Raw genomic sequence first — 26,488 nt, forward strand, 5'->3', positions numbered from 1 at the left:
TGCCCTCCGCTTTACGCTTCGTTTGTCAATTCATCCGTTCTTCTGAAGTAAACGTCAAGCAGCGTATATTCCGACAGATCGAAGATGGCGTGAGCCGCCTCATAGACAGCTTGATTCGAAGCATTGTAAACAATATTGTTAAGGGTTCGCTGTTTGGTTATCGGAGCACCGGAGGTGCTGACTCCGGTCTGATAAACCAATACCAGAGCGGCGCCGGATGGCGCTGAAACAACGGCCATTCCCATCATCTCCTTTCCCTTTTATTGGACAGCTTACGGCTGTCTTGTACATACTATGCTTGGCTTGTCCAAAGGTTCCCAAAAAAAATCAGGAACTAAATCTAAGCGGCTTCTTGGGGGGCGGCCACTCTTTAATCGTCTCTGCCATGTATTCAATCAGCCGGTTGGCTTCTTTTCTTTTTTCTTCTTTCAGGTTCGGATCGATATGCGCCAGATTGGTGAGCGCTGTCGTCAGATCGAAGAAGGTATCGGCGATTGTTTTGCAGCAAGTGTCGCATTTTTCTACATGCTTGATGTGAGCGTCGGGGTCATGTTCGGTTTTAAGGTTGTGGGTCGGCAGGGCGGGTTGACCGGTAGAGAAGGCTTCTGCATTGACATTTTCCGGATTCGTTGGCCTTGACGCAGCCTTAGCCTGCTCATTTTTTAATTCGGAGATGGTGCTGTCGATCGTCTCCAGCCCTTTTTTAAGTACTTGATTCTCCTGAAGAGCCTGGTCCTTTTCCTGATTGGCCTTGTCTCTGTCCTGAAGTGCCTGCTGCAGCTTCTTGGTGGTCATACCGCCGACATCATTCTGCTCGATGAATTCCTCCCGCTCCTCTGCCGGTAAACCCAGAAGGAGGAGGGCCTGGGTGTAAGTCATATTCGACATTGATGTCGATTTTGACGTGTCGGATCCGTCAGAAAATTTAGGCCCGTACTCTTGGTAGAGCTTTATCAGTCTTTCGGCAGTTTTCTGGGAATAGCTCACAGACTCCAGCCACTTACCCCATTCCCCGTGTTTAACCAGAGCCTTGGCTTCCAGCAAACGACGGCCGATTTCAATGGCGCTGGCAAGTACTATTTTTTTGGTTTGGCAGGTTATCATCTTTATTTCAGCCGCTATGACAAGCGGCGTGCGTTCGGTGGTCAGATTATCCATCCCGCCCACCCTTTCATTATGAGTCTAATTGCAGCATATGCAGATGGGCTTCGGGTGGTGAAGGCTTGGCTTTATATTAAAATTGAACTCTCAATTTCTGTGAATCAATAAAGAGATTCTTTCCGGTAAAAACAGTATCTAATTTAAACCCATTGACCAGGAAGACAAAGAAAGATAAGATAAGAGGAGTGATAAGCCGACCGACCAGTCAGTCGCGACGGGCACGGTCGCATCATTCATGAAGATGTCCCAATAAGAATACACTTATAAAGATATTAATTATCGGGGGAGTAGAAAAATGGCGCTGAAAGACATACTTAAAATCAAACGGCCTGAGCCGAAACAGGACGGAAGCCCGGATCTTAAAAAACCTGTTGGGAAGAAAAAAATGATCATCACCGTGATCGCAGTTCTGGTTGTCCTGCTGATCGGTGTTAGAATCTCCGGTGCAGTGAGATCAGCTGCTGAGCAAAAGGCGGCGGAACAAAACCGGCAAAATTATGTCCCGGTTGAAGCGATAACTTTGCAAAAACAGAGCATTTCTTCGGCGATCACCTTAAGTGGTAAAGTCGAAGCGGATAAAGAAGCTTCTATTTATGTTACCACCCCGGGTAAAGTGACTGCGGTCCATGCCAAAGTAGGGGACCAGGTCAGCAAGGGGCAAGTGCTGTTCAGCCTCGATAAATCCGACCTGATGGCAAGCTATAATCAGGCAGCTGCTGCCTATCAGCTGGCGCAGGGCGCCTATCGGACCAATATGGCCAATTATGAGAACAATAAGAAGAATTATGAGAATATGAAGCAGCTCTATGAAATCGGGGCGGTAAGCAAGTCTGAGCTTGATCAGGTTGCCGTCCTGGCTTCCGATGCCGTTCTGGAAACGTATCAAGGCCAGCTGGCCCAAGCCAAGGCTGCTTATGATGCGGCTCAGAAAGCCTTGAATGATATGGATGTTAAGGCGCCGATTGGCGGCGTACTTACGGCGTTGGATGTGAAAGTAGGCGCTATGGTTTCAAATGCTGTTTCGCCGGCCAGGGTGGTGGATCTGAGTAAAGTATTTGTTACCGTAAGCATCAGTGAGCAGGAGATCAATAATGTGCACGGCGGCCAGTCAGTGGAGATCGTGGTGCCTTCGGCTTCGGTCAAGGTTAAAGGGGTCATTGACAGTTTAAGTGTTGCAGCCAATGCTCAGGGGAAATATACGCTTAAAGCCTACATTGAGAATAAAGACAGCGTGATCAAACCCGGTATGTTCGCCAATTTGACCTTAAGTATCGCCGGCAAGAATAATGTTCTGGTCGTGCCGACCGAGGCTGTGATCTTCCACGGTGGAAAAGACGTCGTTTATGTCGCCAAAGATAATGCCGCAGTCGAGATTGAAGTATCAACCGGGCTCGAAAGCGGGACTGAGACCGAGATCATCAGCGGCTTAGCTGAAGGAGATATCGTCATAACCAAAGGGCAGAACTTTGTTCAGGACGGATCAGAAATCAAAGTCATATCGCTTGACGGCCAAGAGGTCCAGCAGGAAACAAATGATACGGCAGCTTCAGCGCAAACAGGGGGAGGCGCACAGGAGTGAGAATATCTGAAACGTCGGTAAAACGCCCCGTTACAGTCCTGATGCTCGTTTTCATTGTCATCATCCTCGGATTTGTCTCTTTTACGCGTATCCCGCTGGATCTGATGCCTGAGATGGAATTGCCTTACGCAATTGTCAGTACCTCTTACAACGGAGCAGGACCGCAAGAGATAGAAACTTTAATCACCCAGCCGATTGAACAGGCTGTTTCGACGGCCCAGAATGTCAAAAACATCAGCTCCATTACTTCGGAAGGCAGTTCATTGGTAATTCTAGAGTTTAATTACGGCGTCGATATGGACCAGGTTGCGCTGGACCTCAGGGAAAAAATCGATCTGATCAAGAACTATTTTCCAGACGGGGTCAGCAATCCGATGGTCCTGAAGATCAATATGAATTCCACCCCGGTTCTGACGTTGTCGATCTCCTCGCCGACGATGAGTCTTTCCGAGCTGCAGACGCTGGCGGAGGATACGATTCAGCCGAGACTGGAAAGGGCGGAAGGCGTTGCTTCGGTTTCAGTAACCGGCGGAACCGAGGATATTATTGAAATCCGGACGAAAAGTGAAAAACTGGCCGGTTACGGTATCAGCCTTGCTTATCTTCAAGGGATTCTGGCCTCGGAGAATGTGAACCTGCCCGGTGGCACAGTCAAAAAAGGAACCCAGGAGCTTACCGTCAAAACGACCGGGGAATTCACGTCGGTGGCCGAGATTGAGCAGTTGCTTATTCCTCTGCCTACCGGTGTGAACGTTCAACTGAAGGATCTGGCAGATATTGAATTGAAGGCTGATCAGCAGACCACGATTGCCAAAGCTGACGGCAATCCAGGCGTAAATATCTCGATCCAAAAACGTTCTGATGCCAATACGGTAAAAGTGGCGGAAGCGGCTTATGCTGAGATAGACAAAATCCAGAACGAACTGGAAGGCGTTAAGATCACGGTCGTGACAGACAATGCGGCCTATATTAAAAGCTCCTTGTATTCGGTCGCTGAGCATGGCGTTATCGGTGCCCTGCTGGCGGTTCTGGTCCTGTATATCTTTTTACGTAATATCCGTTCCACGTTAATTATTGCTTCGTCCATCCCGATCTCAATTATTGCGACATTTTGTCTGCTGTATTTTACCGGAATTACCCTGAACCTGATGACGCTCGGCGGACTAATGCTTGGGATTGGCCGTTTGGTTGATGATTCTGTCGTCGTGCTTGAAAATATCTACCGCTTCCGGCAGAACGGCTATTCCAGGGTCGAAGCGGCAGTGAAAGGATCTTCGGAAGTAATCATTGCCGTTATGGCTTCCACGCTGACGACGGTCGCAGTCTTTTTGCCGATCGTCTTTGTTCAGGGGTTAACTTCGACCCTGTTCAGACAATTTGCTTTAACGATCGCGTTTTCGCTCGGCGCATCGCTGGTCGTTTCGATGACGGTTGTCCCGATGCTCGCTTCCAAGCTCCTGAAAGTGGAACGTAAGAAAAATCCAGACGGCTCCGTTATCTCGGGAGAGGCTGAGAAATTGGGAGAAGCGGGAGAACTCGGTGCAGTGGAAGATGAGGAGAGCAAAGGGTTATTTCGTACTCCAGCTTTCCTGACAAAGGCTCATGATCAATTTGACAAGGGCTATGAAGCGTTGCTGCAGGGTTATAAGAAACTGCTGAAATGGGCGCTGAGCCACCGGAAACGTGTTTTTGTGATTACGACGATGATCTTTGTGGTTTCCGTTGCCTCGATCGCTGCAGTCGGGACGGAGTTCTTCCCAACGACCGATGAAGGGATGGTCTCAATCAGTGTCACACTCCCGGACGGGGCCAAAGTCGATGATACCGTTGAGATCATGCGTACCATTGAAACGAAAATTGCGGATATTCCCGAAATTGATACCATCTTCCTGGATGCCGGATCAGCCGGGACGATGAGCCTGACCGGTGCTCAGGGCAATGTCGGTACCTTTACCGTCAAACTGCTGCCTTTAGCGGAGCGGAAACGCGGTGTCGTTGAAATCTCCGATGAAATCAGAAACCGGATCATGGATGTGCCCGGGGCCAAGACGAGTGTCACGGTGGCACAATCTGTGATGAGCGCCGGGGATCCGATCAGCATTACGATCAAGGGAGAAGAGCTCGATCAGCTGAAGCAGATCGGGGATGATTTTGTCAAGGAAATCAAAAAAATCCCGGGAACCCGGGAAGTAAAATCCAGTTATGAAGACGGCATACCCGAAGTAGAAATCAGCGTGGACCGTCAGGCAGCCAGCCAGTACGGTCTGAGTGCCGGAACCATTGCGACGGCGGTGAAAGCCTCGATTAGCGGTGTAACCGCGACGCAGTTTAAATACAATGGAACGAAGATCGATGTCAAGATCAAAGGGGATGAAACATTTAACAGGAATCTGCAGGCACTTGAACAAATCCCGATTTCTACGAGCCTTGGCTACACGGTCACGCTGGGCCAGGTCGCAGATATCTCTGTCAGCCGCGGTCCAGTCAGTATCAGCAGGGACAATCAGGTCCGAACCCTGACGATTTCCGGCCAGATCAGCGGCAGGGATGTAGGCAGTGTTTCCAGCGATATTCAAGCAGCTCTGGCAGGTTACCAGCTGCCGGATAATTACACCTATGAAATGGGCGGACAACAGCAGGAAATGGTCGATGCGTTCAGTGATCTATACCTGGCGTTGGGGCTTGCTGTGATTCTGGTCTATATGGTCATGGCTTCCCAGTTTGAGTCACTGGTCTATCCGTTTGTAATTATGTTTTCGATTCCGCTTGGCTTTGCCGGAGCATTTTTGGGATTGTTCATCACAGGCAAACCGCTGAGCATTATGTCGATTATCGGGATCATTATGCTGGCCGGAATCGTTGTATCCAATGCGATCGTCCTAGTTGACTATATCAACACGCGACGCAAAACGTACAATGAGGACGTGCATGAGGCGATCGTCAATGCCGGTCCGATTCGCTTACGGCCGATTATTATGACGACACTAACGACTGTTCTGGCCATGTTACCGCTTTCACTGGGGATCGGGGAAGGGTCGGAATATCAAGCGCCGATGGCCATTGTCGTCATCACCGGTCTGCTGTTTTCCACCCTGGTCACCCTGGTACTGATTCCGGTCATGTATTCTTTCATGGATGATCTGTCCAATAAATTCAAACGCAAATTCAGAAAAGACAAAAAGACCAACATACCCTTTAACCTGTAATCAAGAGAAAAGCTTTACTCAAAAAAAGCTGTAATTTAAAGATGAAGAATTTGATTTTACAGGCATCGGATTAAATAAAGGGGGGAACAACGGTGACCAAGGAACGGAAAAAAACTGAAATCCTCCTGGCAGCCAGCAAAGTATTTTATATCAAAGGCTTTGAAGGAACAAAAATTGATGATGTCGCCAAAGAAGCTGGGATCGGCAAAGGGACCGTCTATGAATATTTTGAAAGCAAAAAACAACTTTTTGAGGAGACCGTCGTTTTCAGCTGTGAAGAACGGGGACGCATCATTCAGGAAATTTTGGAAAAAGGGAGTTCTTTAGAAGAGAAAATCAGGGCACTCGCCAAATGTCAGGCAGAAATGATTAGAGAGCACATGCCGGTCGTCAGGATGATGTCCTGTTCCAAGATTATGGCCAGGGAAATGGGAGCGGTCTTTATTGAGCATAATATTCGGCTCGGAGAGATCATCAAGAAACAAGTCCGGCAGGCTATCGACCAAGGGGAGGCCAGGGCTGAAATTGATCCGGAATTTGCTTCGGCAGCAATCATGGGTACGATCATGCAGTATTTCGGCAAAAAAGTGATATTTGCTGAGGCCATGCCTGAGGAAGCGGACTACGATAAAATCGTTCAGGTCCTGATGTCGGGAATTGGAATGAAGCCGGATGATAACAGAAGATAGTGAGCAAATCATAAAAAATCAACAAAAAAGCAGGTACGTTCCCGATGAGCTCAAAGCCTCGGGACGTACCTGTTTTTTTATTATGTAGAACGTTGACTCGAATATAGCTTCGTTATATCTTAAAATTCAGCTTGATGACGCCGACCTTGACAAGGGCTCTATAGAAAATACAGGCCAGCGGGAACAGGAATACGCCGAGGACACCCATAACTTTGAAACCAATCCAGATACTGATCAGGGTCGTCAAAGCGCTTAAACCGATGCGCTCGCCCAGTATTTTGGGTTCAATCACTCTCCGTACGACAATGATAATGATATACAGAATGACCAGACCTGCGGCCAAGAACAGCCGATCCTGGAAAAGTGAGACAATAGCCCAGGGCATGAGCACGGATCCGGTACCGAGGATCGGCAGGATATCTACGATTACGATCAATAATGAAATGACTGCCACGTATTTTACATGGAGGATAGCGAGACCGGCAAAAGCAATAATATAGGTGATTGTGCTCAAAATGATCTGCGCTTTAAAAAATCCTAATGTAGCATTGCGCAAATCACTTAAGACGTAAGCGACTTTCAGTTTGGAGGAATCTTTGAAGAAGGAGTAGAAGAAACGGTGGATATTGCTTAACTGGAATGTGAACAGGAAAACGGATACCAGGTAGATAATCGACAGGAAGAACATGTTCGGTATCGCCGTGGAGATACTAAGTGTTGAGGAACCAATCGCAGATACCAGGTTGATGTTAGCCAGGTCATTGATCCATTTCATGATCATATCGTTTATTTCAGGAGGCAGCAATCCGATCGTTTCCTGGATACGCTCCGTAAGGTTCAAAAACCAAACCTGAATTGCCGGGCCGTTCGATTGAATAAAGTCAAGCAGGTCCAAAAGCTGAACATAGAGCTTACTGATGATCAGATAAAGGAAAATAACAATACTGGCAAGAAAAAACAGGTAGGTCACAGACACCGAGAGTGTCTTGCTTTTAAGTCTGGTGACCTTGCCCAACCATGCTGCGGCAGGTTCCAGAAAAAGGGCCGTGAAGTAAGCAAGGATAAATGGCATAAAATGCGGAAGAATCTTATAAAGGCCATATGGAATGACGAGGGTTGCAACAATGATTAATACGGCGATAAATACTTTTTTGGAGTAATCAAGAAGATTTAACATTGTCCGAACCTTTCTTATCAGCGATGATCAGAAAAATATGTTTTTAAAATAGTCCTGTTTAGATAATATTATCGGAAAAGCCTTGAATATGCAATCAAAGTCTGGGAAGCGTATGACAAATAATCTTGAAACGGAAAGGGGAATGCCCGTTTCTGTCGAATTACTGCTAAGATATGAATTAGGCCGGACCTGCAAATCATACAGGAGGGAAAAAAGAACGTGAAACTTGGCAAAAGTCTAAGATTTTTGATGACAGTATTTCTGGTATTATGTCTGGGTTTGGGACTTCCACTGCAGGCTTATGGCACGGAAAACGATACTCTGGATGAAGTCAGAACAATCCTGCAGGAGCAATATGTCGATGTTGTTCCGGATGAGGTACTGAACGCGCCGACGGTCGAAAAAATGCTTCAAAGGTTGGGTGATAAATACACCGAGTATATGACCGCGGCCGAATATGAAGATATGATCAGTTCACTGAATATGTCCTTTTCCGGAATAGGGATAGAACTGGAAATGGTACAGCAGGGGGTTAAGGTTACCCGGGTCATTCAAGGTTATGGGGCTGATAAGGCAGGAATCAAACAAGGGGATATTATCCTTGAAGCAGATGGTTATTCCCTGGCGGGAAGAACCTCGGAATATAGCGCCGGCAAACTTCGGGGGCCGGAGGGAACCAAGGTTCGGGTAAAAGTCAAAAGAAATGCTCAAATCCTGAGCTTCGCTGTCGTACGGATGAAGATCGCGATGCCGTTGGCTGAAGGCCGGGTACTGGAAGGGCATATTGGCTATATCGCAGTTAATTCCTTTGGCGAGGATGTTGCAACGCAGTTTGGCAAGCAGGCCCTGGCCCTGCAGGAAAAAGGCGTAGACTGCTGGATTATTGACCTGCGTAATAACTCCGGAGGGTATACAAAAGCGGCAATGGAGCTGTTGGGTTATTTTATCGAGGAGAAAAGCGCGTATATCATGAAGGCGAGGGGGAACCTGGGTATTGTCGATACAGCCGTCAAGCAGGCTTTCACGTTGGAAGGGCCGATTGTCTTGCTGATCAATGGGTACACGGCAAGTGCTTCCGAGATTACTACGGCCGCGCTGAAGGATTATGGCAAGGCGACCGTCATCGGGGAAACAACCTACGGTTCAGGTCGGGTTAAGGCTTTGATTCCATTGAGTAACGGGGACTATTTGAAAATGTCCGTTTACAGGTTTTTCTCTCCGTACTATAACCCGATTGATGTGATCGGAATCAAGCCCCATCTGGATTTGGCCGGTGTCAATGAGCTGAATACCGCTGTTTTGATGCTTAAAAATTATAAGGCTGAAGATAAATCACAAGATAAATCAGGGTATATTCAGTTGGAGGCGGGCCCTTATGTTTATCCTCTTTCGGTAAAAGAGCTTCGTCAAACCGAAAACTGGGCAATTGGCAAGAAAATCCTGGATTCAGCCTATGTAACCACAACATTCAAACTCGGAGGCTCTAACGGTTGGGAGCCATTTCCGGAAGAGACTCTCCAGGACCGCTGGCAGATCTACTACCCGGGATATGAAAAGTCCGGAGATCTTAAGAATATTCCGCTCGAAAAGGTGTTCAACGTGAGCTTTAACCGGGAAATGGATTGGAATTCCGTAACGGCAGACAGTATTGAACTGATCAATACGGCTACAGGAGAAAGAGTCAAGTGCGCATACACGTTTGTCGATCAGCAGCATATGACTGTGAAACCGGCAACGAAACTTCAGGCCCATACCGGGTATTGGCTGGTGATTCATCCTTTAATCAAGGACGTTCAGGGCCAGGCAATTACCGGAGGTGTAGCGCTGGCCGCAACGGTAAAATAAAATCTTTTTGTGATACTATTAACAAACAACGTATAAAAATCACCTTTTATGGGAAAGAATAGAAATAGATTGATCCCAAGAGGTGATTTTTTTTGGAAGACCGACGATGCCGTAAAGGTTTGGCAGTGATGCTGACCACGGCGATTATCCTGAGTGCTACTGCCCAGACTGTATATGCCATACCTGAAAAATCAAAGGAACTGCTCTATTCCAGGGTATTGGAAATCCAACAGACTGTCCTTGAGAATGTCATGTCAGATGCCAGAAACATTATCCTGACGAAAGCGAATGAGAATCGTATTTTCCGGATTCTTTTGGACAAATTCTCCGGGCAGCCGGAAAGTCAGATTTCTTTCGTGATCGAACAGCTGCCTTTGGAAAAAAAGGCTGTTATTACCGCAGACAAAGGATCAGATATGGTGATTGAGGCGGCTAAAATGGCCGAACCGGCTGATTCAGCAGATTTGACTAATTCGGTGGATTCAGTCCGGGAGCCTGAACGGGTTAGTTCGGATATTTCCCGCAGCAGTCGAACCGTTTACGATCAGGAAGATGTGGTGCTTTTAGCAAAAATCATTTATGCTGAAGCCCGTGGAGAAAGCTTTGAAGGTCAGGTTGCCGTAGGGGCAGTAGTTTTGAACAGGGTGGAAAGCCCGAAGTTCCCCGATACGATTCGGGAAGTCATTTACCAGCCGGGACAGTTTTCTGCAGTCCTTGACAGGCAGATTGAACTGACACCGGGAGATGAGGCCTATCAGGCTGCGTTGGCAGCGCTTGAGGGGCAGGATCCAAGCGAGGGCGCTCTCTTCTATTACAATCCGCGGACAGCGACCGACAATTGGATCAAAACCCTAGATGTTGTAAAAAACATCGGAAACCATAATTTCTGTGTCTAACACAGGAAGATATATGGTTAATAAGATCAAATAAGGGTATATGAAAGCTATAAGACTTAGGGTTCTTTCCTCAAAGGAAGGCAGCTGAAGCGAATCAAAAGATTTGTCTGCAGCTGCCTTCTGACGTGAAGACGCTTAAATAACCCTGTGATAAGTCTGGGGGCCACAGTTCCGCTGTGAGCGGAGCATGGATTGGTAGCGCGGCCTTTTTGTGTCAAGGAGGACATAACGGCCGAAAGCGGAACTGTGGCCCCCAGACTTGCTCTGACAAAATGGTCTTATATATAAAAAGTTTAGTAAGCTTCACGGTGTCACAGCTGCAACCTGTTTTTCATATTATGACATAGCACAACACAGCGCAATTTGCAAACATACAAGGAGGTTAAAAAGATGTTCGGACATAACAAAGGGTTAGGAATCTTTTCCCAGGGTATGGGGGGTATGCCCGGAGAATCAATGATGGGTATGACGCCGAGACAGCTCAACTTGGTCGCTTCGGAAGGCTTTAGCGGAAACGGAATGGCGACGATCGGATCGGATAACAATTTTTCGGTCATTGCGCACCTGCCGCCCGTTCATACATTTAGTCCTTATGCTCCGGCAGTTTATGCGGCTTATCTGGTTGACGGCAAGGGAAAAAACGGATTTTATGCAGGAACGCTACGACCGGCCGGCAATGGAATGTATCAGGCCAATTTCAGGAGTCCGGTGCCGCTCGTGCATTATGACAAAGTTGTTATTTCACTGGAGAGCCCACAGTCCATTATGCAGTCTCCGCAGGGTCCTATTGTCATGAAAGTCAAGGAAGGCTTTTTCCCAGGGCTGGGACCGGTTAAAAAAGCCGGCAGTAATATGTGGGGTAAGGTGAGAGGTTTTGTCGGCAGCCGTTTTGGCAGCAAAGATGAGATCAATCAGAATCAACAGTCCCAGATTCCGCAATATTCGCAGCAGCCTCAAAATCAACAGTATCCCAATTATTCGCAGAATCCTCAGTATGCCGCGCAGCAACGTACTTATCCGCAGCAAGGTTATCCGCAATGGGGAACACAGATGCAGCCTAACAGGCAAAGATATGACCGGCCGTATATGCCCCAGGGCGGATATCAGCAGGGACCGGTTTATGGGCAGAATTCTGCTTCACAAGTTCCAGGTATGCAAAGTCCGATGATGCAAGCTCCAGCGTCTCCAGCGCCTCCAGCGCCGGTTCAACCTATGGAATTTCAACCGGCCGCTCAGGTCACAGAACAAGCCAAGAGCCAGCCGATACAGCAAATATCGCCTGACGAGCCGAAGGAATCATAGCAGGCAGAAAAGTTCATCTTTGCCGGGGTTCGGAAAAATAAATATGGATGTACTTGATAAGACGCACGTGGCCGTAAAAGGTCAGGTGTGTTTTCATGATGAACTGCCGTTTGACGTATTCGCCGTGTCCGTCCTGCCGAAAATGGCCAGCAGACCATAGAGAATAAGGGAAGCCAGCGGTACCACGTATCCCGGAACATTGTCAATGGATTTGAGCTTAAAAGCATATAAGGTGGAAGCGCGGCTTTGCACAGGCGTAAAAGGAGCACTCAAAGAAATATTGATTGTCATTCCTTCCTTCGGGATCAGCGGAGTCTGAGTCATCTTAAGCTGAGCCATTCTGTCCTCTCGTAAAGCGCTGATGTCCGGCAGGGCCTGACCGTATTCTCCCGGAAAGAATATTCGGGATGAAACCGGAACAACGGACCATTTATAAAATAGGGCCGTCGCAAGTTCCAGACCGACGATAATAAAATACCCATGTGGAATCATGATTTTGGTCAGCGGGATGATCAGGGTGCCTACTGGACTGTTGTTACTTGGATGGAGTGCGTTGGAGATCAGGAGGGAGATATAAAAAGGGACCGCTGCCTCTATTATTTTTTCCCCAGTCAAAGATTTGGCAGGAGCGGTGTTCTGATAAATTTGACTGCGGTGATAGAATACGGCAGACATTTTTCGCATTGGCCCCCTTTTAATTATTCCGTATTACTCGGATCATTTTTGTATTTCGGGTAGAGCAGGAAGTAAATAAATAAGATAAGCAAGGGGATAAATGTCTTTGGGAGTTTCTTAATTTCAAACATTTCAATGCCATAAATTAATACAAATTTGGTGCCGGTACTTTGAGGCACTCCGGAGTAAGGTGCAATCAAAGCCAAATTAAACGCCAAACCTCTCGGTTCCAACGGAGTTTCGGGTTCCTGCTGATTTCCTGTGTTATTACCACCTGTTCCGGCGGCATTTGTCTGGGGAGATAAGGGCAGGCCATCAAGAAATAGCCTGATATCCGGATAAGCCTGCTGATATTGACTGAGAGCAGAAATTCCTGAGAAAGCAGAAGACCACTTTGCCAGCAGAGAAGTTGCGAGTCCAAGTGCAATAATAATCAGGTAACTGAGGGGGATATTTAATATTTTCAGCGGTATCAGCAACGCTCCGACGGGGCTGTAGCTATTTTGAGGAAACAAACTGTCAGTCAGAAAAAGGGCGAACGTTAAAGGGATAGGTGTTAAGGGCGGGAACATTTCTGCAGAGGAAGGACTTCCAAAGGATTGATTATTTGGATATGGGTCGCTGTTCAAGAACATCATTTGAAAAATCTCCTATCCCTTATAATAAGAAAAGACAAACGGCAGAATAAGACGTGATTTACTTGCTCTTGGGGTTTAACCGGCTTAGCAGTTCGGAGACATTGAGCCCTTCAGGGATTTGGAAGCCTTCCGGGATCGTCATGGCAGGGCCGTTTTTGTCGCCTCCAATTGTATCCAGAAGCTGCTGGGCAAGATTTTGGATTTCTTTGGGGAAAGGCAGCTGTTCGGCACTGGGCATACCGTAAATTGTGGTTGTGATCGTCAGGTTCACAGTTGCCATTATTTTCTCCAGATCCTGCTGAATGGAGAAGAAGCTTCGGATAGAAGGATATAGTTTGATCAGGCGCATTTTTAAGTCGATGAGCGCTAAGGTATCCTTTTCAGATATCACTTTGCTGAACATTTGCGCGGTCAGGATTTGACGTTCTTTATCCTGATATGCCGCAAAAGCTTTGGCAGCTTCAGGGTCGTTTTGGATTTCGGCTTCTGCTTCTTTCAGCCTTTGTACTTCCGGTGTTTGTAGAAGCGCTTCACCGAGTTCACGTGCTTTAACAATGTATTCCATATGAATCAGGCACCTCCTTATGTATCAGGTTATGCAGTTCAAAATGTCGGAGTGCCTTAAAATACAAACAAACCGTAACCAACAGGAAACGAAGAACGAAAAAAGTTTTATTCGGGAAGGATTTAAGGGAAATATGTAGAAAAATATTGCGATGAGGAGGAATGAACATTGCGCACTTACCGTTTGGAAATTAGGGTTATTCAGCTTTCCGTATTGATGGCTGTTATTGTATTGGTCTTTGGGTATGTAAATGTTTGGAACGGAGGAACACCGGAACAGTCCGCCAGTGGCAGCTCGACAGTCCAGAATGGCGGAGCAAGTAATGGGGGCGGTGCAGAAAATGAAGCCGGTAATACCGACGGTGATGCTGTTTTGAATGGCAGCGGTACGACTGTCAATACCAAAATGGTGTGTCTAGGTGATTCATTTACATACGGTTACCCGGGTGAGCCGATTAATTCCTGGCCGCAGCATCTTGCGGATGTCCTGAAAGTGGAAGTGGTCAATGCGGGTCAGACTTATCAGAATGCATCCAGCCTGTTGGAACGTTTTGAAGAGGATGTAATTGCTGAGAAACCGGACACAGTCATTATTTTTGCCGGCGTTGGAGATGCTATCCGCGGAACCCCATTGGAAGAATACCAAAACAATATCAAAGCCATGGTCGAAAAAGCCACGGCTAATCAAATCAAGCCTGTCCTGGCGCTGCCGGTTCCTTTCCCTGACACGGATGAGCTCTATAAACAATACAGGGAATGGGAAACAGCTTATGCACAGGAGCAAAAGATTACGACACTTGATTTTAAAAGAGTACTGTTTGGCGACGGGGAAGAGATCCTCAGAAAATATTCCGATGACGGGAGATATCCGAATAAGGACGGCTATCAGGCCATGGGTGAGTATGCCGCCACAGTCCTGCAGTAATATTTAGCATATTGATAAAAGTGTGAGACAGCCTTCGGGCTGTCTTTTTTTTTGACGTCCACGGATGGACAAATGCCGCGATGCCATGGAGGGCAAGGAGCGGCGACATTAATGGGGTAAGAAGACGGAGATAAATCCAAAGAAAATAAATCCGCCCAGTCCTCCAATAAACGCCCAGACCGGGTGGTCTTCCCGGGACAGCGGCCATAATTCAGCCAGAACGAGAAACACCATTGCCCCAGCGGCCAGGGCCACAAAAAAACAGAGTGAGGTATGGACAAGTTCCATGGCCATCCTACCGAGCAAGGCACCCAGCGGAGTAAATAGTGCAATCAGGAGAGTCAGCGCCAGAATCTTCGGTTTCCTGATCCCGGCCATTACCAGAGGTGTAGCAGTAGCCATTCCTTCAGGCAGGTTATGCAGAGCAATGCCAAGGGCAATAAATGTACCCAATTGACCGGCGGATTCGTGCCCCGCAGCAATGGCCATTCCTTCAGGTATATCATGAAGCGCTATACCGGAAGCAATCAGAATGCCCATCCGTTTCAGACGGCTGTATCTATGATTAGGAAGCTGACGGTTTCTTGCTTTGAGCAGTCTGTCGGCAGAAGACATCAGTACCATACCGGCCAAGATCCCGCCCAGGAGGAGTCCCGGCTGTTTGAAGGATGCAGCCAGCGGCAAAAGATCAAAGGCCACCACAGCAAACATGACGCCTCCTGCTGCGGACAGTAGAACGGCCAGAAGCCAATCCGGAGGGTCCCCCAGGAAAAGCACAATCAGGCAGCCGGCTGTTGTGGCCAGCCCGGCAATTGTGCTGATGTACAGCAGATACAACGGAGACTGGAAGTCCAGGAGCATTTTTTCACCCGATTCTTTCGGCAGATTGTCAGCAAATCTGACAGGGCCTTATGAATCTTATTTTCAGACTTCAATAAATATTCGTACTGCCAAAAAACTTCCGAGACGCGCTGAATAAAAAACTTCTTGGGTGGTAAAAATAACCATATAAAGAAGGTTTATATATTTAGAATTTAAAAGGTACGGGAGAGGAAAATTAAATGTTAAAATTTGTGAATAAAAGCATAATAAGGTTAATTGTCTGTCTGGTCTTGTGTTTTAGTTTCTTGGTGGTTAATCCCTGCGGCCGGTCAGCAAACAGTGCTGAAACAGAAGCGTATGACAGTACAAGTCTCATTCGCTTTCATGTTATTGCGAATTCGGACAATGAACAGGATCAGCTGCTGAAATATGCGGTGAGGGATGAGGTCTTGAAGGCTGCTTCCCCAAACCTGGCTGAATCACAATCCCTAGCCGAATCCAGAGAAATCCTTCTGAGCATGGAAAACCAGTTGCTGGAGATTTCTAGGAGGGTGGTCAAAGAGTGGGGAAAAACTTATCCGGTGACCCTTGAGTATGGTGTATTTGCTTTCCCGACAAAATCTTACGGCAATATTGTACTCCCAGCAGGAGACTACGAAGCGGTTGAGATTAAGATAGGAAATGCTGAAGGGGCTAATTGGTGGTGTGTTTTGTTCCCGCCTTTATGCTTTGTTAATGTCGAGGAATCCACATCACTTCCTGTTGACGGTAAGCCTGCTGTGCCGCTGAATACAGCAGCCAAACAAAAAAAGCCGACCTATCAGGGCAAAGAAATCGGCTTTTTTCTGGAGCGTTTTTTCTAGGGGCGAGCAATTTCGCAATACAGCATTACCGTCAATAAATATAGATAGGGTTAACAGGTACTATATCCCAAGGATCTCTTTGAGTCGGCGGGCCTGAGTGCGGCTGACTGGGACTTCACTTTTGTCTTTGTCCTGCACGATTACAGTATACGTACCATTAAAGTAAGGGACAAGTTCCCTCATTTTTTTTATATTAACCAGATAGCAGCGGTGGGTTCTGAAAAAAGTTTTTGGATCAAGTCTGGATTCCAAATCCCGCAGCGTATAACGGGTCAGGTAGAATTCAGCTTCTGTTTTGACGTAAACATTATCCTTATCTGTGGAAATATAGATAATTTCTTCCGGCCGGATCAGAATGGTTTTTCCATTATACTCAGCTGCAATCACTTCAAGGGGTTTGAATTCGGGGATATCCGCCTTGACCGGTTCAGCTTTAGGTTGAGAGGGAGCAGGCGTTCTACGCTTTCTTACCGTATTTAAGGCTTCTTCAAGCCGCTTCGGATGAATCGGCTTGAGAAGATAATCGTAAGCATGAACACTGAACGCATCAAAAGCAAATTCTTCATGGGCGGTCGTAAAAATCACCGCCGGTTGTTTTGGACTCTGGGAAAGCTTCCTGGCAAGTTCAATGCCGTTTAAGCCGGGCATATTAATATCGAGAAAAATAACGGAATAGTCGACACTGTCAATCAGTTCCATGGCCTCAAGCGCATTTTCTGCTTCCCCGACAATTAGCACGTCTTCAAATGATTTTAAGAGATAACGCAGTTCTTTACGGGCCGGGGATTCATCATCAACCAGCAAGGCTCTTATTTTCATATTTTTAACCTCCTTGAATTCTATTTCTTTGGGACAAAGCATATTATCTTTTTAGAAATTTCTTTTTAGCGGACATTTCTATATTCATTTTAGAAAGGAGAACTTCTTATGAGAAAAATACGGTTGCTGCTGACCTTCATTCTGCTGATCGCAGCCATTACGCTTCTGGTTGGCTGCAATATCCTGAATGATCTAATCAAGGAAGGCGGTAATGCGCCCCTAAGCAAACTTCTGGATAAGACTGCTCAAGAAGACACGGTTGAAGTGACTACAGAATCTCAGCAGACGGAACAAACTGTAAAACTTTATTTCGCAGATGCTGACGGGAAAGTCTTGATCGAAGAAAATCGAACAATTCCCAAGACACTGAGCCTGGCCCGCGAAACAGTAAGCCAATGGCTGCTGGGGCCGGCCGGAAGATCAAGTGCTTATCCGATGGTGAACCCTCAGACGGTGTTATTGGACATTGGAATCAAAAACGGCATTGCCACAGTAGATCTTAGCAAGCAATTTCTTGAGCCTTACAGCAATGTCTCGGCCGAAACCGCTCTTTATGGTTTAGTCAACACCTTGACTCAGTTTCAAACCGTCCAGATCGTGAAGATCCGGGTCGAGGGGGAGGACATTCAAACCTATCGCGGAATCGGTCTGGAGAACTTAAGGTACCGTAATGATTTGATCGGCTACGCCTCAGGGACTGTGCAGGACGATGAAGTGACTACTGAAGATTCCCCAAGTGAAATCAATCTTTTTGAACAATAACTTCAATATTTTACCATTTGTTGAAAAGATCAAGATACGCTATGATATTAATTATATAACACCTATCATTAAATCTTTCAATAATATTTGAATTTTGAAAATTTTACTAGTGTTGATTTCCGGAATATGGTAAAATACTGTAAAAATGATATATAACAATATATACTTATATATAGGGGTTATTTTGAGTTGATTTTTGAGGTGAGGTGTTCGCATGTTAGAGAACAGAGAGTTAGCAGGTCATCTTGACCATCTGCTTCAGAGGCTCACCGTTTCTACCCAAAGGCAAAAGAGTGATTTTGCAGAAAAGCTTGGTATTTCCCGTCAGCAGTTTGAAGTGTTAACGATTATTTTTGAAAAGGGCCAGATTACGATGGGTGACCTCTGCAAGGAAATTTCTTCAGCCTGCAGTACGGCAACCGATCTAGCTGACAAACTGGAAAGAGCCGGCTATGTGGAGCGAATTAGGGAAAAACGGGACCGCAGGATTGTGAGGCTTAATATTTTACCCAAGGGAGAAAAATTGGTCAAATCGGTAATTGAGACAAGGACAGAAAGGCTTGAAAGTATTCTGGAATCTTTTGAACAGGAAGACCGGATGCGTATTATTGGTATTCTAGAAACGTTATCCGATAAATATGAGAGACTTTCCAGAAAAGAGTAAAAATCGAATACAAAGGTTATTGAACATTTTTGTCGGAGTAAGATCTTCCCGGCAAAGATGTTTTTTTTTGACGGCAAACCTTTTTTTAAAAGTTATATTTCTTGAATTCCGTATTTGCGCTATACTGAATAAAAGTGTTCCGGACAAAAAGCGGAGGTAAATTGTGAAAGAGATTCATGTTAACGAGGTCATTTCTGCAGTGGAGAGACTGTGTATTGAGGCGAACTGTATTCTGAATCAGGACGTTATTGATGCTTTGAACAAGGCTCTCGGCACTGAGGAATCCCCCCAGGGCAGAGAAGTACTTCAGCAGCTTTTGGAAAATGCGGAGATTGCAGGCAAAGAAAATATACCGATATGTCAGGATACCGGGATGGCAGTATTGTTTGTAGAAGTCGGCCAGGACGTACATATTGTCGGTGGAGATTTGACGGGAGCCCTGAATGAGGGCGTGCGCAGGGGCTATGAAAAGGGTTTTTTGCGTAAATCTATCGTCAAAGATCCTTTTAACAGAATCAATACCGGAGATAATACACCTGCAGTTATTCATTATGAAATCACACCAGGGGACAAGATTGGGATTACGATTGCACCGAAAGGGTTTGGCAGCGAAAACATGAGTGCCTTGAAAATGTTTAAGCCTTCAGATGGTTTACCTGCAGTAAAGAATTTTATTGTGGAAACAGTGGATAAAGCCGGGCCTAATCCCTGTCCGCCCATTGTGGTCGGAGTTGGATTGGGAGGTACGATGGAAAAGGCTGCCTACTTGGCTAAAAAGGCCTTGCTTCGTCCGATCGGAGAATCGAATCCGGCTGAGGAATATGCCCGGCTGGAACAGGAGCTTCTGACCCAAATTAACCATTTAGGGATAGGTCCCCAGGGTTTTGGCGGTCGGATGACGGCGCTGGCCGTAAATATTGAGGTATTTCCGACGCATATTGCAGGGCTGCCCGCAGCAGTCAATATTAATTGTCATGTTACCCGACATCGTCAAGTGATTTTGGAAGGGAGGGTCTCTTCCTGTGAGTAACGATCAAATGGTTGAAACCCGGAAAATTTCAGTACCGTTAGATGATTTGACTGCTGCTTCTCTCAGATGCGGTGAAAAGGTGCTGATCAACGGAGTCGTCTATACCGGAAGAGATGCCGCTCATAAGAAAATGGCTGAGGCCTTGGGCCGGGGAGAGAAACTGCCTTTTGATATGAAGGGACAGGTGATCTATTTTGTGGGGCCCGCCCCAGCTCCTCCAGGCAAAGTCATCGGATCTGCCGGACCGACAACCAGTGGCAGAATGGATGCCTATTCTCCTGGTCTGTTGGCCAATGGTCTAAAGGGGATGATTGGCAAAGGGCTTCGTTCACCTGAGGTCATACAGGCCATTAGGGAAAACGGCGCAGTCTATTTTGGGGCGATCGGTGGTGCCGGAGCACTCCTGGCTTCCTGTATCAAGGAAGCTGAGGTCATTGCCTATCCTGAACTCGGAACGGAGGCAGTCCGGAGACTGGTTATCGAAGATTTTCCTGCCATCGTCCTGATTGACAGTCTCGGGCAGAATCTTTACGAGACTGGCAGGGAAGAATATCAAATATTGGGGTGATGGTTTGTTCTATTCTTTTGAATTGGAAAAGTACCTCGAGGAATTACTTCCTGCCAGAGATGAACTGCTTCGTGAGATGGAAAGCGTAGCTTTGGAGGAAACGATTCCTGTGGTTACACCGGCCGTGGGTCATTTTCTTCAGCTTATGGTAAAGATGACAGGTGCAAAACGCATCATGGAGATTGGTACGGCGATTGGCTACTCCACTGTCTATCTGGCCAGAGGCGCAGCCGAGACTGGAGGAAGGGTTTTTACGCTGGATATGAACAGAGGAAGGCTCAACAAAGCCAAAGAGTATCTGAAAAAAGCCGGTCTTGCCCATTTGGTTGACTTCAGCTGTGAGAATGCGCTGCACTGCCTGCCGAAACTGACGGAAACATATGACTTGATATTCGTAGATGCAGCCAAAGGGGAGTACCTGGATTATCTTGATCTTATCACACCGCTTATTTCCCCCGGCGGTGTTCTGGTGGCGGATAATGTTCTGTTCAGGGGCTGGGTTGTGCCTGATTCGGTTTTTGACCGGAAATATGATAGAATGGTCGGTTGTATGAGGGATTTCCTGCAGCGTCTGGCCTGTCTGCCGGAATTTGAGGTAAGCGTACTTCCATTTGGCGACGGTATTGCGCTGGCCAGAAAAAACAAGTAGGAATTCAGGCAAGATACGAAGTGAGGATTAACGTATTTAAATAGGATATTTGGTTAATGTATTTGGTAAGGATATTAGGATATACGAGGAGAAATAATGTCAGGTAAGAAGGCTGCGAATGGGTTTCTTGCAATTGTCAGCGGATTGATTCTAATCACGATCATATTGCTGACGGTGATTGAACAGTGCGTCTTTGATCTCAATTTCTTCCGGTCGGAATATGCCAAACTAGACACGGTATCTGTGACCGGGATGCCGGAAAAGGATCTAATGGTGACGACCACGGAACTGCTGGCTTATATCCAGGGGGACAAGGATAACCTTGAAATCCGTGGAGAGATTAACGGTCAGGAAAGACAGGTGTTTAATCAGCGGGAAATCGTCCATATGGCAGATGTTCAAAGGTTGTACTTGGGCAGCCGCATGGTCCGTAACACAGGCTTGATTATCCTGCTTCTGTTTCTGATCTTACTAAGGGTAAGCAGTGGGAAGAAATACTTTCGTTCCTGGGCCGGTGGTTTTCTGGCCGCGGCAGTCATATTTCTTTGTGTATTTGGGGCAGTAGGGATTGCGGTCTGGCGGGATTTTCAAGTGTTCTGGGACAACTTTCACTATCTGATTTTTACAAATGACCTTTGGCTGCTTAATCCGGAGACCGATATCCTGATCCAAATGGTGCCGCAGCAGTTCTTCTTTGATTTGGTTGTCAGGATTCTGGCTCTTTTTACTTCTGCCGTACTGATCCTCGCTCTTGTTGCTGCAAGAATTCGGTTCGCCTATCAGAAAGTATAAGTACCGTTGAGCTTGATGACCGGTCATACAATTGATAAATATCAATAATTTTTTGAGAACAGAAAGGAAGCTCGATAATATGCTAAGATTTGATGGAAGACAACCCGATGAAATCCGGCCTGTGAAGATTACCAGGAAGTTTACGGATCTTCCCGAAGGCTCCGTCCTGATTGAGGTCGGAAAAACCAGGGTGATTTGCACGGCTACTGTTGAAGATAAAGTACCGCCATTTAAAAAGGGGACCGGCAGCGGTTGGGTCACAGCGGAATACGCTATGCTCCCGAGGGCGACGGCCGTACGCAATCAGCGTGAGGCTTCCAAGGGAAAATTGGGCGGAAGGACAATGGAAATTCAGCGGTTGATCGGCAGGGCGCTTCGTTCCATTGTCGATCTGAGTAAACTTGGAGAAAGGACCATCTGGCTGGATTGTGATGTCCTTCAGGCAGACGGCGGGACCAGGACCGCTTCGATCACGGGTGCTTATGTTGCCCTGGCTGATGCTGTAAACTACCTGCTGAAAAATCAATTGATTAAGCAGGACCCTTTAATAGACAGCATTGCGGCCATTTCTGTAGGCAAAGTAGATGGGGTACCTGTAGCCGATCTTGCCTATGAGGAGGATTCCAAAGCCGAAGTCGATATGAATATTGTGATGACCGGTTCGGGGCGTTTTGTAGAGATCCAGGGTACTGCAGAAGGTCAGCCGTTTGACCAAGAGGATCTGAATGCATTCTTAAACCTCGGGGAATCGGGTATTCAAAAACTCAGCGCTTTGCAGAAGGAAGCTCTGGCCAAAGAGCTTCCGGTAGCCTAGTCCGAAGGAGGTCTGTAAGGATGCAGGTCTTGCTTGCAACAACGAATAAGGGCAAAATAAAGGAACTAGAGGGATTGCTTCATAACGAAAAAATCAAAATTTTATCGTTAAGCGATCTTCAGGATTACCAGGAGGTTGAAGAGACCGGCATTACATTTGCCGAGAATGCTTTTATCAAGGCGCGGGCTGCCTGTGCTGCAGGCCAAATGATTACGCTGGCAGATGATTCAGGGCTTGAAGTCGATGCGTTGGCTGGAGCTCCCGGTGTTTTTTCAGCACGCTATGCCGGAGAGCCGAAAAATGATGAGCGTAATATCGAAAAACTCCTAGCAGACCTGGAAGACGTGCCTGAGGAAAATAGGACTGCCCGCTTCCGCTGTGCGTTGGCTATCGTCTGTCCTGACGGCCAGGAATATCTGACGGAGGGAGCGATTGAAGGAAGAATACTGACCGTAAAAATCGGAACCGGCGGGTTCGGTTATGACCCTGTGTTTTACCTGCCTGACCTTCAGAAAACGATGGCGGAGCTCAGCTCGGATGAAAAAAATTGCCTCAGCCACAGAGCGCAGGCTTTTGCGAAAGCAGTTCCATTGTTGACAACGTTACTGAAATAATTTTTTATTATTCTGAATGTGAAATTAAAAATGCTTCTTGACTAGTTTTTTCTCTTGGGATATACTAATCATTGTCACAAAAAGCGGCGGGGTATAGCGCAGTTTGGTAGCGCGCCTGCCTTGGGAGCAGGAGGCCGGGGGTTCAAATCCCTCTGCCCCGACCATAATGAAATGCTGCGGTGACCGAAACGTGCGCCTGTAGCTCAGCCGGATAGAGCATCTGCCTTCTAAGCAGGTTGTCGGGAGTTCGAATCTCTCCAGGCGCGCCATTTTTCATTGAGCGTGCATTTCTCGAAAACAAATGATGTAATTCAGACATGGTGGATGTGGCGAAGTGGTTAACGCACCGGATTGTGGCTCCGGCACTCGTGGGTTCAAGTCCCATCATTCACCCCATATAAAAAGATTAAGCTTTATCGCAAGATAAAGCTTTTATTATTAGGAATGATGGGACTTGAACAGAAAGCGCGCCCTGTAGAAGCGTTTTCCGGCTATGGGAGGTGGCCGATCATGCAAACTCCGCTTCATAGCGGTAGGCCATCCATGGCCGTCGGAAAAAGGAAATGCGACCTATGGAAGCATTTACCCGCCCCGGCGTGATAGCCGCGAAGCGGCGGAGCAAGTCCCATCATTCACCCCAAAATCGTAAAGCAGTGTGTACCAAGGGTTTCAGAGATTAGCAAGAAGTTGCAAAATCACGTAATCCGGTCACCGAAAATAGACAGTCCGGCATGAATAACTTCCAAATCAAAAGGAGGTTATTTTTTATGTCACGTATGCGTAAAATAATCAACAAGACTACGCAAAGAATTGGGAAACATCATTAAAAAACTATCTTGCTTATAGTAGCGCAAAACAAAAAAGTAAACGTACCTTACAAGATTTATTCTAAGCCCATATTTGCTATGCTAAGGTGCTAATTGCAATTGCCGCAAAGATTAAAGTCCATCAGTAATTCTCCTAATGGCTTCAATTGAATAATCCACTTCCTTGTTGGTATTATAGTGCCCAAATGAGAAGCGTAGAGTTCCAGTTGGATAAGTTTTCAATGTTTTATGGGCATTTGGAGCGCAATGCAAACCTACCCTTGTCATCACGCCATAGCGATTGTCAAGTTCAAACGAAATCTCGGCAAGATCGCGTTTGGTGGTCTGAATGGATACAACCGCTGTGCGATTGGTTATATCCGGCCTCCCAATAATCCGAATATCCGGTAATGATTTCAGCTTTTTCAAAAAACGGGCGGTCAATTCGAGTTCTTTTTCTCGAATCTTATCAATGCCTGTTTCCAATAGATACCGCAAAGCTGCATGAAGTCCGAAAATTCCCGGAAGATTCATCGTGCCTGCTTCAAATCGGTCCGGCATGAAGCCTGGTACTTCCTCTGTATGGGATAAACTCCCCGTTCCGCCGCTGATAAGGGGGTTTATTAACGGAAACATAGCTTCTGTCGTGATAAAGCCGCCGATCCCCTGCGGTCCCAGTAAACCCTTGTGTCCGGTAAAAGCGAGGGCATCAATACCCATTGCTTGCATATCGATTGGAATAACTCCAGCCGTCTGGGCGCTATCAATAATAAAAGCCAACCCCTGTTCTTTGCAAAAACTGCCTACTTTCTGAATAGGAAGAAGTGTCCCGCAAACGTTGGAAGCGTGGGTCATGACGATCGCTTTAGTGTTCGGCCTGAGTAGCCTGGGTACTTCTTCGAACAATAACTCTCCATCCTCAGTACAGGGAATCCTATCAAATTCTACTCCGGAAGTTTGAAGCTGGATCAAAGGCCGCATGACCGCGTTATGTTCCATTGCTGAAACAAGCACATGATCGCCATTTTGCAAGAAGCCTTTTAAGATCATATTTAAACTAGTTGTGATATTTGGAGTGAAAATAACGTTTTTACAGTTGGGGTAATTGAATAACTCACAAATGAGTTCTCTGGTTTCAATCACAATTTCATCCGCTGTATAGGCACTTTCGTAGCCACCCCGACTGATATTTGCACCGATACTCTGCATGTAGTGCACTACTGCAGCAGAAACTGAAGCTGGTTTAGGAAAAGTTGTACAAGCATTATCAAAATATATTTTGGTGAGATTCATTTTTTCCCTTTCTAACTGATGTTATTCAGCTTATATTATAGCTCAATTTTGTTGCGTTAATATATTCGAATAATCTATTCATAAAGACTTTTATTATTGAAAATTTCAATTTTTTTTTATAAACCTATTATGGTAATATTATCTCCATATGTTAGACACATAATGTCTAAATAATGATATTACAGAAGGAGGTCATTGAAGAGTGATCAAAAACGAAAAGATTGTAATTGTTATCGCTGGAATTATCATTGGTATTATTTCTGTCACACTGGTACTTCTAGGCAATCCAGCCAATATGGGCTTTTGTATTGCCTGCTTTGTCCGCGACACAGCAGGTGCGCTGGGTTTGCATCGGGCCAATGCCGTCCAATACATACGACCGGAAATTATTGGTTTGGTTTTGGGATCCTGTCTGATGGCTTTAAGTAAAAAAGAATTCTCACCGCGAGGTGGTTCTTCCCCTTTAACGCGGTTTATTCTTGGATTTTTTGTTATGATCGGAGCGCTGATGTTCCTGGGATGCCCCTTCCGGATGATTCTACGACTTGCCGGCGGAGACTTAAATGCTCTTGTTGGCTTGGTTGGATTCATCTGTGGCATTTTAGCAGGGATATTCTTCCTTAACAGGGGCTATACATTAAAAAGAACCTATAGTCTTCCGAAAATTGAGGGAGTCATATTCCCGGTGATACAAATTGTGTTTCTTTCTTTGCTCTTGGCAGCGCCTGCCTTTATTTATTTTACGGAAGCAGGAGCCGGTCCCGGAGCCAAACATGCCGCGATCGCAATTTCTCTAGCTGCGGGTATCCTTGTTGGTATCTTAGCGCAAAGAACCCGACTTTGCATGGTTGGCGGCATTCGGGATCTAGTATTATTTAGAGAATGGAAATTGTTGCTTGGTTTTCTGGCTATCCTGGCATCTGCTTTTGTTATGAATACCGCTACCGGTAACTTATCCGTGGGATTTGCCAATCAACCCATTGCCCATACGGATGGTTTATGGAATTTTCTCGGTATGCTTACGGTTGGTTTTGGCTCGACACTTCTTGGAGGCTGTCCGCTTCGGCAAATGATTCTTGCCGGGGAAGGCAATACGGACTCCGTTATTACAGTGATTGGCCTATTTGCCGGTGCAGCCTTTGCGCACAATTTTTCTTTAGCTTCTTCAGCTAAAGGACCTACGACCAACGGCATGATCGCGGTCGCTATTGGTTTGGTTGTCATGCTGATAATCGCTGTGGTCAACACCCGGAAGGCCGCTGCAACTGTGAATAATTGACATACGCTTTGATATTTATTCAAATGTAAAAAATTACATTACATTGAGAGGAGAAT

Annotated in this window: 26 protein-coding genes and 3 tRNA genes; 20 read left to right on the forward strand and 9 right to left on the reverse strand. The window is 46.4% G+C overall.

Annotated features, from left to right (window positions below; translation table 11 throughout):
- Window positions 1–11 precede the first annotated feature (11 nt).
- Together A7K50_RS09400 and A7K50_RS09405 are read right to left on the reverse strand one after the other, a co-directional pair.
- On the reverse strand, window positions 12–239 hold the full coding sequence (locus A7K50_RS09400) for a DUF1659 domain-containing protein (RefSeq protein ID WP_119775786.1): 228 nt from the start codon (window positions 237–239) through the stop codon (window positions 12–14).
- A gap of 88 nt (window positions 240–327) precedes the next feature.
- Complete coding sequence (locus A7K50_RS09405) at window positions 328–1,158, reverse strand: DUF3102 domain-containing protein (RefSeq protein ID WP_119775788.1); 831 nt, start codon at window positions 1,156–1,158, stop codon at window positions 328–330.
- A 298-nt stretch (window positions 1,159–1,456) separates the two neighbouring features.
- On the opposite strand from A7K50_RS09405, the gene A7K50_RS09410 reads away from it, so the two are divergent.
- The 3 genes from A7K50_RS09410 (at window position 1,457) to A7K50_RS09420 (ending at window position 6,635) form a co-directional block, all read left to right on the forward strand.
- On the forward strand, window positions 1,457–2,740 hold the full coding sequence (locus tag A7K50_RS09410; RefSeq protein ID WP_119775790.1) for an efflux RND transporter periplasmic adaptor subunit: 1,284 nt from the start codon (window positions 1,457–1,459) through the stop codon (window positions 2,738–2,740).
- Window positions 2,737–5,946, forward strand: coding sequence for an efflux RND transporter permease subunit (locus A7K50_RS09415; RefSeq protein WP_119775792.1), 3,210 nt, complete (start codon window positions 2,737–2,739; stop codon window positions 5,944–5,946). The genes A7K50_RS09410 and A7K50_RS09415 overlap by 4 nt, the downstream gene beginning before the upstream one ends.
- Window positions 5,947–6,038: 92 nt before the next feature.
- On the forward strand, window positions 6,039–6,635 hold the full coding sequence (locus A7K50_RS09420; RefSeq protein ID WP_021315839.1) for a TetR family transcriptional regulator: 597 nt from the start codon (window positions 6,039–6,041) through the stop codon (window positions 6,633–6,635).
- A 112-nt stretch (window positions 6,636–6,747) separates the two neighbouring features.
- On the opposite strand, the gene ytvI is transcribed toward A7K50_RS09420, so the two are convergent.
- The gene (gene ytvI, locus A7K50_RS09425) at window positions 6,748–7,812 is read right to left on the reverse strand and encodes a sporulation integral membrane protein YtvI (RefSeq protein ID WP_119775794.1); all 1,065 of its coding nucleotides are present in this window, start codon (window positions 7,810–7,812) and stop codon (window positions 6,748–6,750) included.
- 219 nt (window positions 7,813–8,031) lie between these two features.
- Between ytvI and A7K50_RS09430 the strand changes: the two genes are divergently transcribed.
- The 3 genes from A7K50_RS09430 (at window position 8,032) to A7K50_RS09440 (ending at window position 11,855) form a co-directional block, all read left to right on the forward strand.
- Complete coding sequence (locus tag A7K50_RS09430) at window positions 8,032–9,657, forward strand: S41 family peptidase (RefSeq protein WP_119775796.1); 1,626 nt, start codon at window positions 8,032–8,034, stop codon at window positions 9,655–9,657.
- Between the two features lie 92 nt (window positions 9,658–9,749).
- The gene (locus A7K50_RS09435; RefSeq protein ID WP_119775798.1) at window positions 9,750–10,553 is read left to right on the forward strand and encodes a cell wall hydrolase; all 804 of its coding nucleotides are present in this window, start codon (window positions 9,750–9,752) and stop codon (window positions 10,551–10,553) included.
- Between the two features lie 390 nt (window positions 10,554–10,943).
- Complete coding sequence (locus tag A7K50_RS09440) at window positions 10,944–11,855, forward strand: hypothetical protein (protein ID WP_119775800.1); 912 nt, start codon at window positions 10,944–10,946, stop codon at window positions 11,853–11,855.
- Between the two features lie 93 nt (window positions 11,856–11,948).
- Here the strand turns inward: A7K50_RS09440 and A7K50_RS09445 are convergent, their stop codons facing one another.
- From A7K50_RS09445 to A7K50_RS09455, 3 genes are read right to left on the reverse strand one after another with little or no spacing between them, the layout of a single operon-like run.
- Window positions 11,949–12,539 carry a hypothetical protein gene (locus tag A7K50_RS09445; RefSeq protein WP_119775802.1) on the reverse strand — a complete coding sequence of 197 codons (591 nt, stop codon included), beginning with the start codon at window positions 12,537–12,539 and terminating at the stop codon, window positions 11,949–11,951.
- A 14-nt stretch (window positions 12,540–12,553) separates the two neighbouring features.
- Entirely contained in the window at window positions 12,554–13,168 is a 615-nt protein-coding gene (locus A7K50_RS09450) for a hypothetical protein (protein WP_119775803.1), read from the reverse strand.
- Window positions 13,169–13,226: 58 nt separating this feature from the next.
- The gene (locus A7K50_RS09455; protein WP_020491360.1) at window positions 13,227–13,733 is read right to left on the reverse strand and encodes a YlbF family regulator; all 507 of its coding nucleotides are present in this window, start codon (window positions 13,731–13,733) and stop codon (window positions 13,227–13,229) included.
- Window positions 13,734–13,901: 168 nt separating this feature from the next.
- Between A7K50_RS09455 and A7K50_RS09460 the strand changes: the two genes are divergently transcribed.
- On the forward strand, window positions 13,902–14,657 hold the full coding sequence (locus tag A7K50_RS09460; RefSeq protein WP_119775805.1) for a GDSL-type esterase/lipase family protein: 756 nt from the start codon (window positions 13,902–13,904) through the stop codon (window positions 14,655–14,657).
- 108 nt (window positions 14,658–14,765) lie between these two features.
- Here A7K50_RS09460 and A7K50_RS09465 read toward each other — a convergent pair whose 3' ends face one another.
- Window positions 14,766–15,518, reverse strand: coding sequence for a ZIP family metal transporter (locus A7K50_RS09465; RefSeq protein ID WP_119775806.1), 753 nt, complete (start codon window positions 15,516–15,518; stop codon window positions 14,766–14,768).
- Between the two features lie 200 nt (window positions 15,519–15,718).
- Between A7K50_RS09465 and spoIIR the strand changes: the two genes are divergently transcribed.
- A complete protein-coding gene (gene spoIIR, locus A7K50_RS09470) occupies window positions 15,719–16,342 on the forward strand; it encodes a stage II sporulation protein R (RefSeq protein ID WP_119775808.1) in 624 nt (207 codons plus the stop codon).
- 60 nt (window positions 16,343–16,402) lie between these two features.
- Here the strand turns inward: spoIIR and A7K50_RS09475 are convergent, their stop codons facing one another.
- A complete protein-coding gene (locus A7K50_RS09475; protein WP_119775809.1) occupies window positions 16,403–17,161 on the reverse strand; it encodes a LytTR family DNA-binding domain-containing protein in 759 nt (252 codons plus the stop codon).
- 108 nt (window positions 17,162–17,269) lie between these two features.
- Between A7K50_RS09475 and A7K50_RS09480 the strand changes: the two genes are divergently transcribed.
- The 11 genes from A7K50_RS09480 to A7K50_RS09530 all read left to right on the forward strand — a co-directional run bounded on the left by A7K50_RS09480 (window position 17,270) and on the right by A7K50_RS09530 (window position 23,450).
- Entirely contained in the window at window positions 17,270–17,923 is a 654-nt protein-coding gene (locus tag A7K50_RS09480) for a GerMN domain-containing protein (protein WP_119775811.1), read from the forward strand.
- A gap of 214 nt (window positions 17,924–18,137) precedes the next feature.
- Window positions 18,138–18,587 carry a MarR family transcriptional regulator gene (locus A7K50_RS09485; RefSeq protein ID WP_119775813.1) on the forward strand — a complete coding sequence of 150 codons (450 nt, stop codon included), beginning with the start codon at window positions 18,138–18,140 and terminating at the stop codon, window positions 18,585–18,587.
- Window positions 18,588–18,750: 163 nt separating this feature from the next.
- Window positions 18,751–19,617: a fumarate hydratase gene (locus A7K50_RS09490; protein WP_119775814.1), complete on the forward strand. Its 867-nt coding sequence runs from the start codon at window positions 18,751–18,753 to the stop codon at window positions 19,615–19,617.
- Window positions 19,610–20,185 (forward strand): Fe-S-containing hydro-lyase, encoded by a 576-nt coding sequence (locus A7K50_RS09495; RefSeq protein ID WP_119775816.1) that lies wholly within the window; start codon window positions 19,610–19,612, stop codon window positions 20,183–20,185. Before A7K50_RS09490 ends, A7K50_RS09495 begins: the two co-directional genes overlap by 8 nt.
- 4 nt (window positions 20,186–20,189) lie before the next feature.
- On the forward strand, window positions 20,190–20,834 hold the full coding sequence (locus A7K50_RS09500; RefSeq protein ID WP_119775817.1) for an O-methyltransferase: 645 nt from the start codon (window positions 20,190–20,192) through the stop codon (window positions 20,832–20,834).
- Window positions 20,835–20,930: 96 nt separating this feature from the next.
- Complete coding sequence (locus tag A7K50_RS09505; protein ID WP_119775819.1) at window positions 20,931–21,626, forward strand: TIGR01906 family membrane protein; 696 nt, start codon at window positions 20,931–20,933, stop codon at window positions 21,624–21,626.
- 79 nt (window positions 21,627–21,705) lie between these two features.
- On the forward strand, window positions 21,706–22,440 hold the full coding sequence (rph, locus tag A7K50_RS09510; RefSeq protein ID WP_119775820.1) for a ribonuclease PH: 735 nt from the start codon (window positions 21,706–21,708) through the stop codon (window positions 22,438–22,440).
- Window positions 22,441–22,460: 20 nt separating this feature from the next.
- Complete coding sequence (locus A7K50_RS09515; RefSeq protein WP_119775822.1) at window positions 22,461–23,054, forward strand: XTP/dITP diphosphatase; 594 nt, start codon at window positions 22,461–22,463, stop codon at window positions 23,052–23,054.
- Window positions 23,055–23,141: 87 nt separating this feature from the next.
- Window positions 23,142–23,218: transfer RNA gene (locus tag A7K50_RS09520), tRNA-Pro, on the forward strand.
- 28 nt (window positions 23,219–23,246) lie between these two features.
- A tRNA-Arg gene (locus A7K50_RS09525) sits at window positions 23,247–23,323 on the forward strand.
- A 51-nt stretch (window positions 23,324–23,374) separates the two neighbouring features.
- Window positions 23,375–23,450: transfer RNA gene (locus A7K50_RS09530), tRNA-His, on the forward strand.
- A gap of 542 nt (window positions 23,451–23,992) precedes the next feature.
- Here the strand turns inward: A7K50_RS09530 and A7K50_RS09535 are convergent.
- Window positions 23,993–25,153, reverse strand: coding sequence for an aminotransferase class V-fold PLP-dependent enzyme (locus A7K50_RS09535; protein WP_026156256.1), 1,161 nt, complete (start codon window positions 25,151–25,153; stop codon window positions 23,993–23,995).
- A gap of 202 nt (window positions 25,154–25,355) precedes the next feature.
- On the opposite strand from A7K50_RS09535, the gene yedE reads away from it, so the two are divergent.
- On the forward strand, window positions 25,356–26,432 hold the full coding sequence (gene yedE / locus A7K50_RS09540; protein WP_119775823.1) for a YedE family putative selenium transporter: 1,077 nt from the start codon (window positions 25,356–25,358) through the stop codon (window positions 26,430–26,432).
- The last annotated feature ends 56 nt before the right edge of the window (window positions 26,433–26,488 follow it).

Origin of the sequence: Dehalobacter sp. MCB1 (assembly GCF_003590275.1) — a bacterium.
Lineage (GTDB): Bacteria > Bacillota > Desulfitobacteriia > Desulfitobacteriales > Syntrophobotulaceae > Dehalobacter.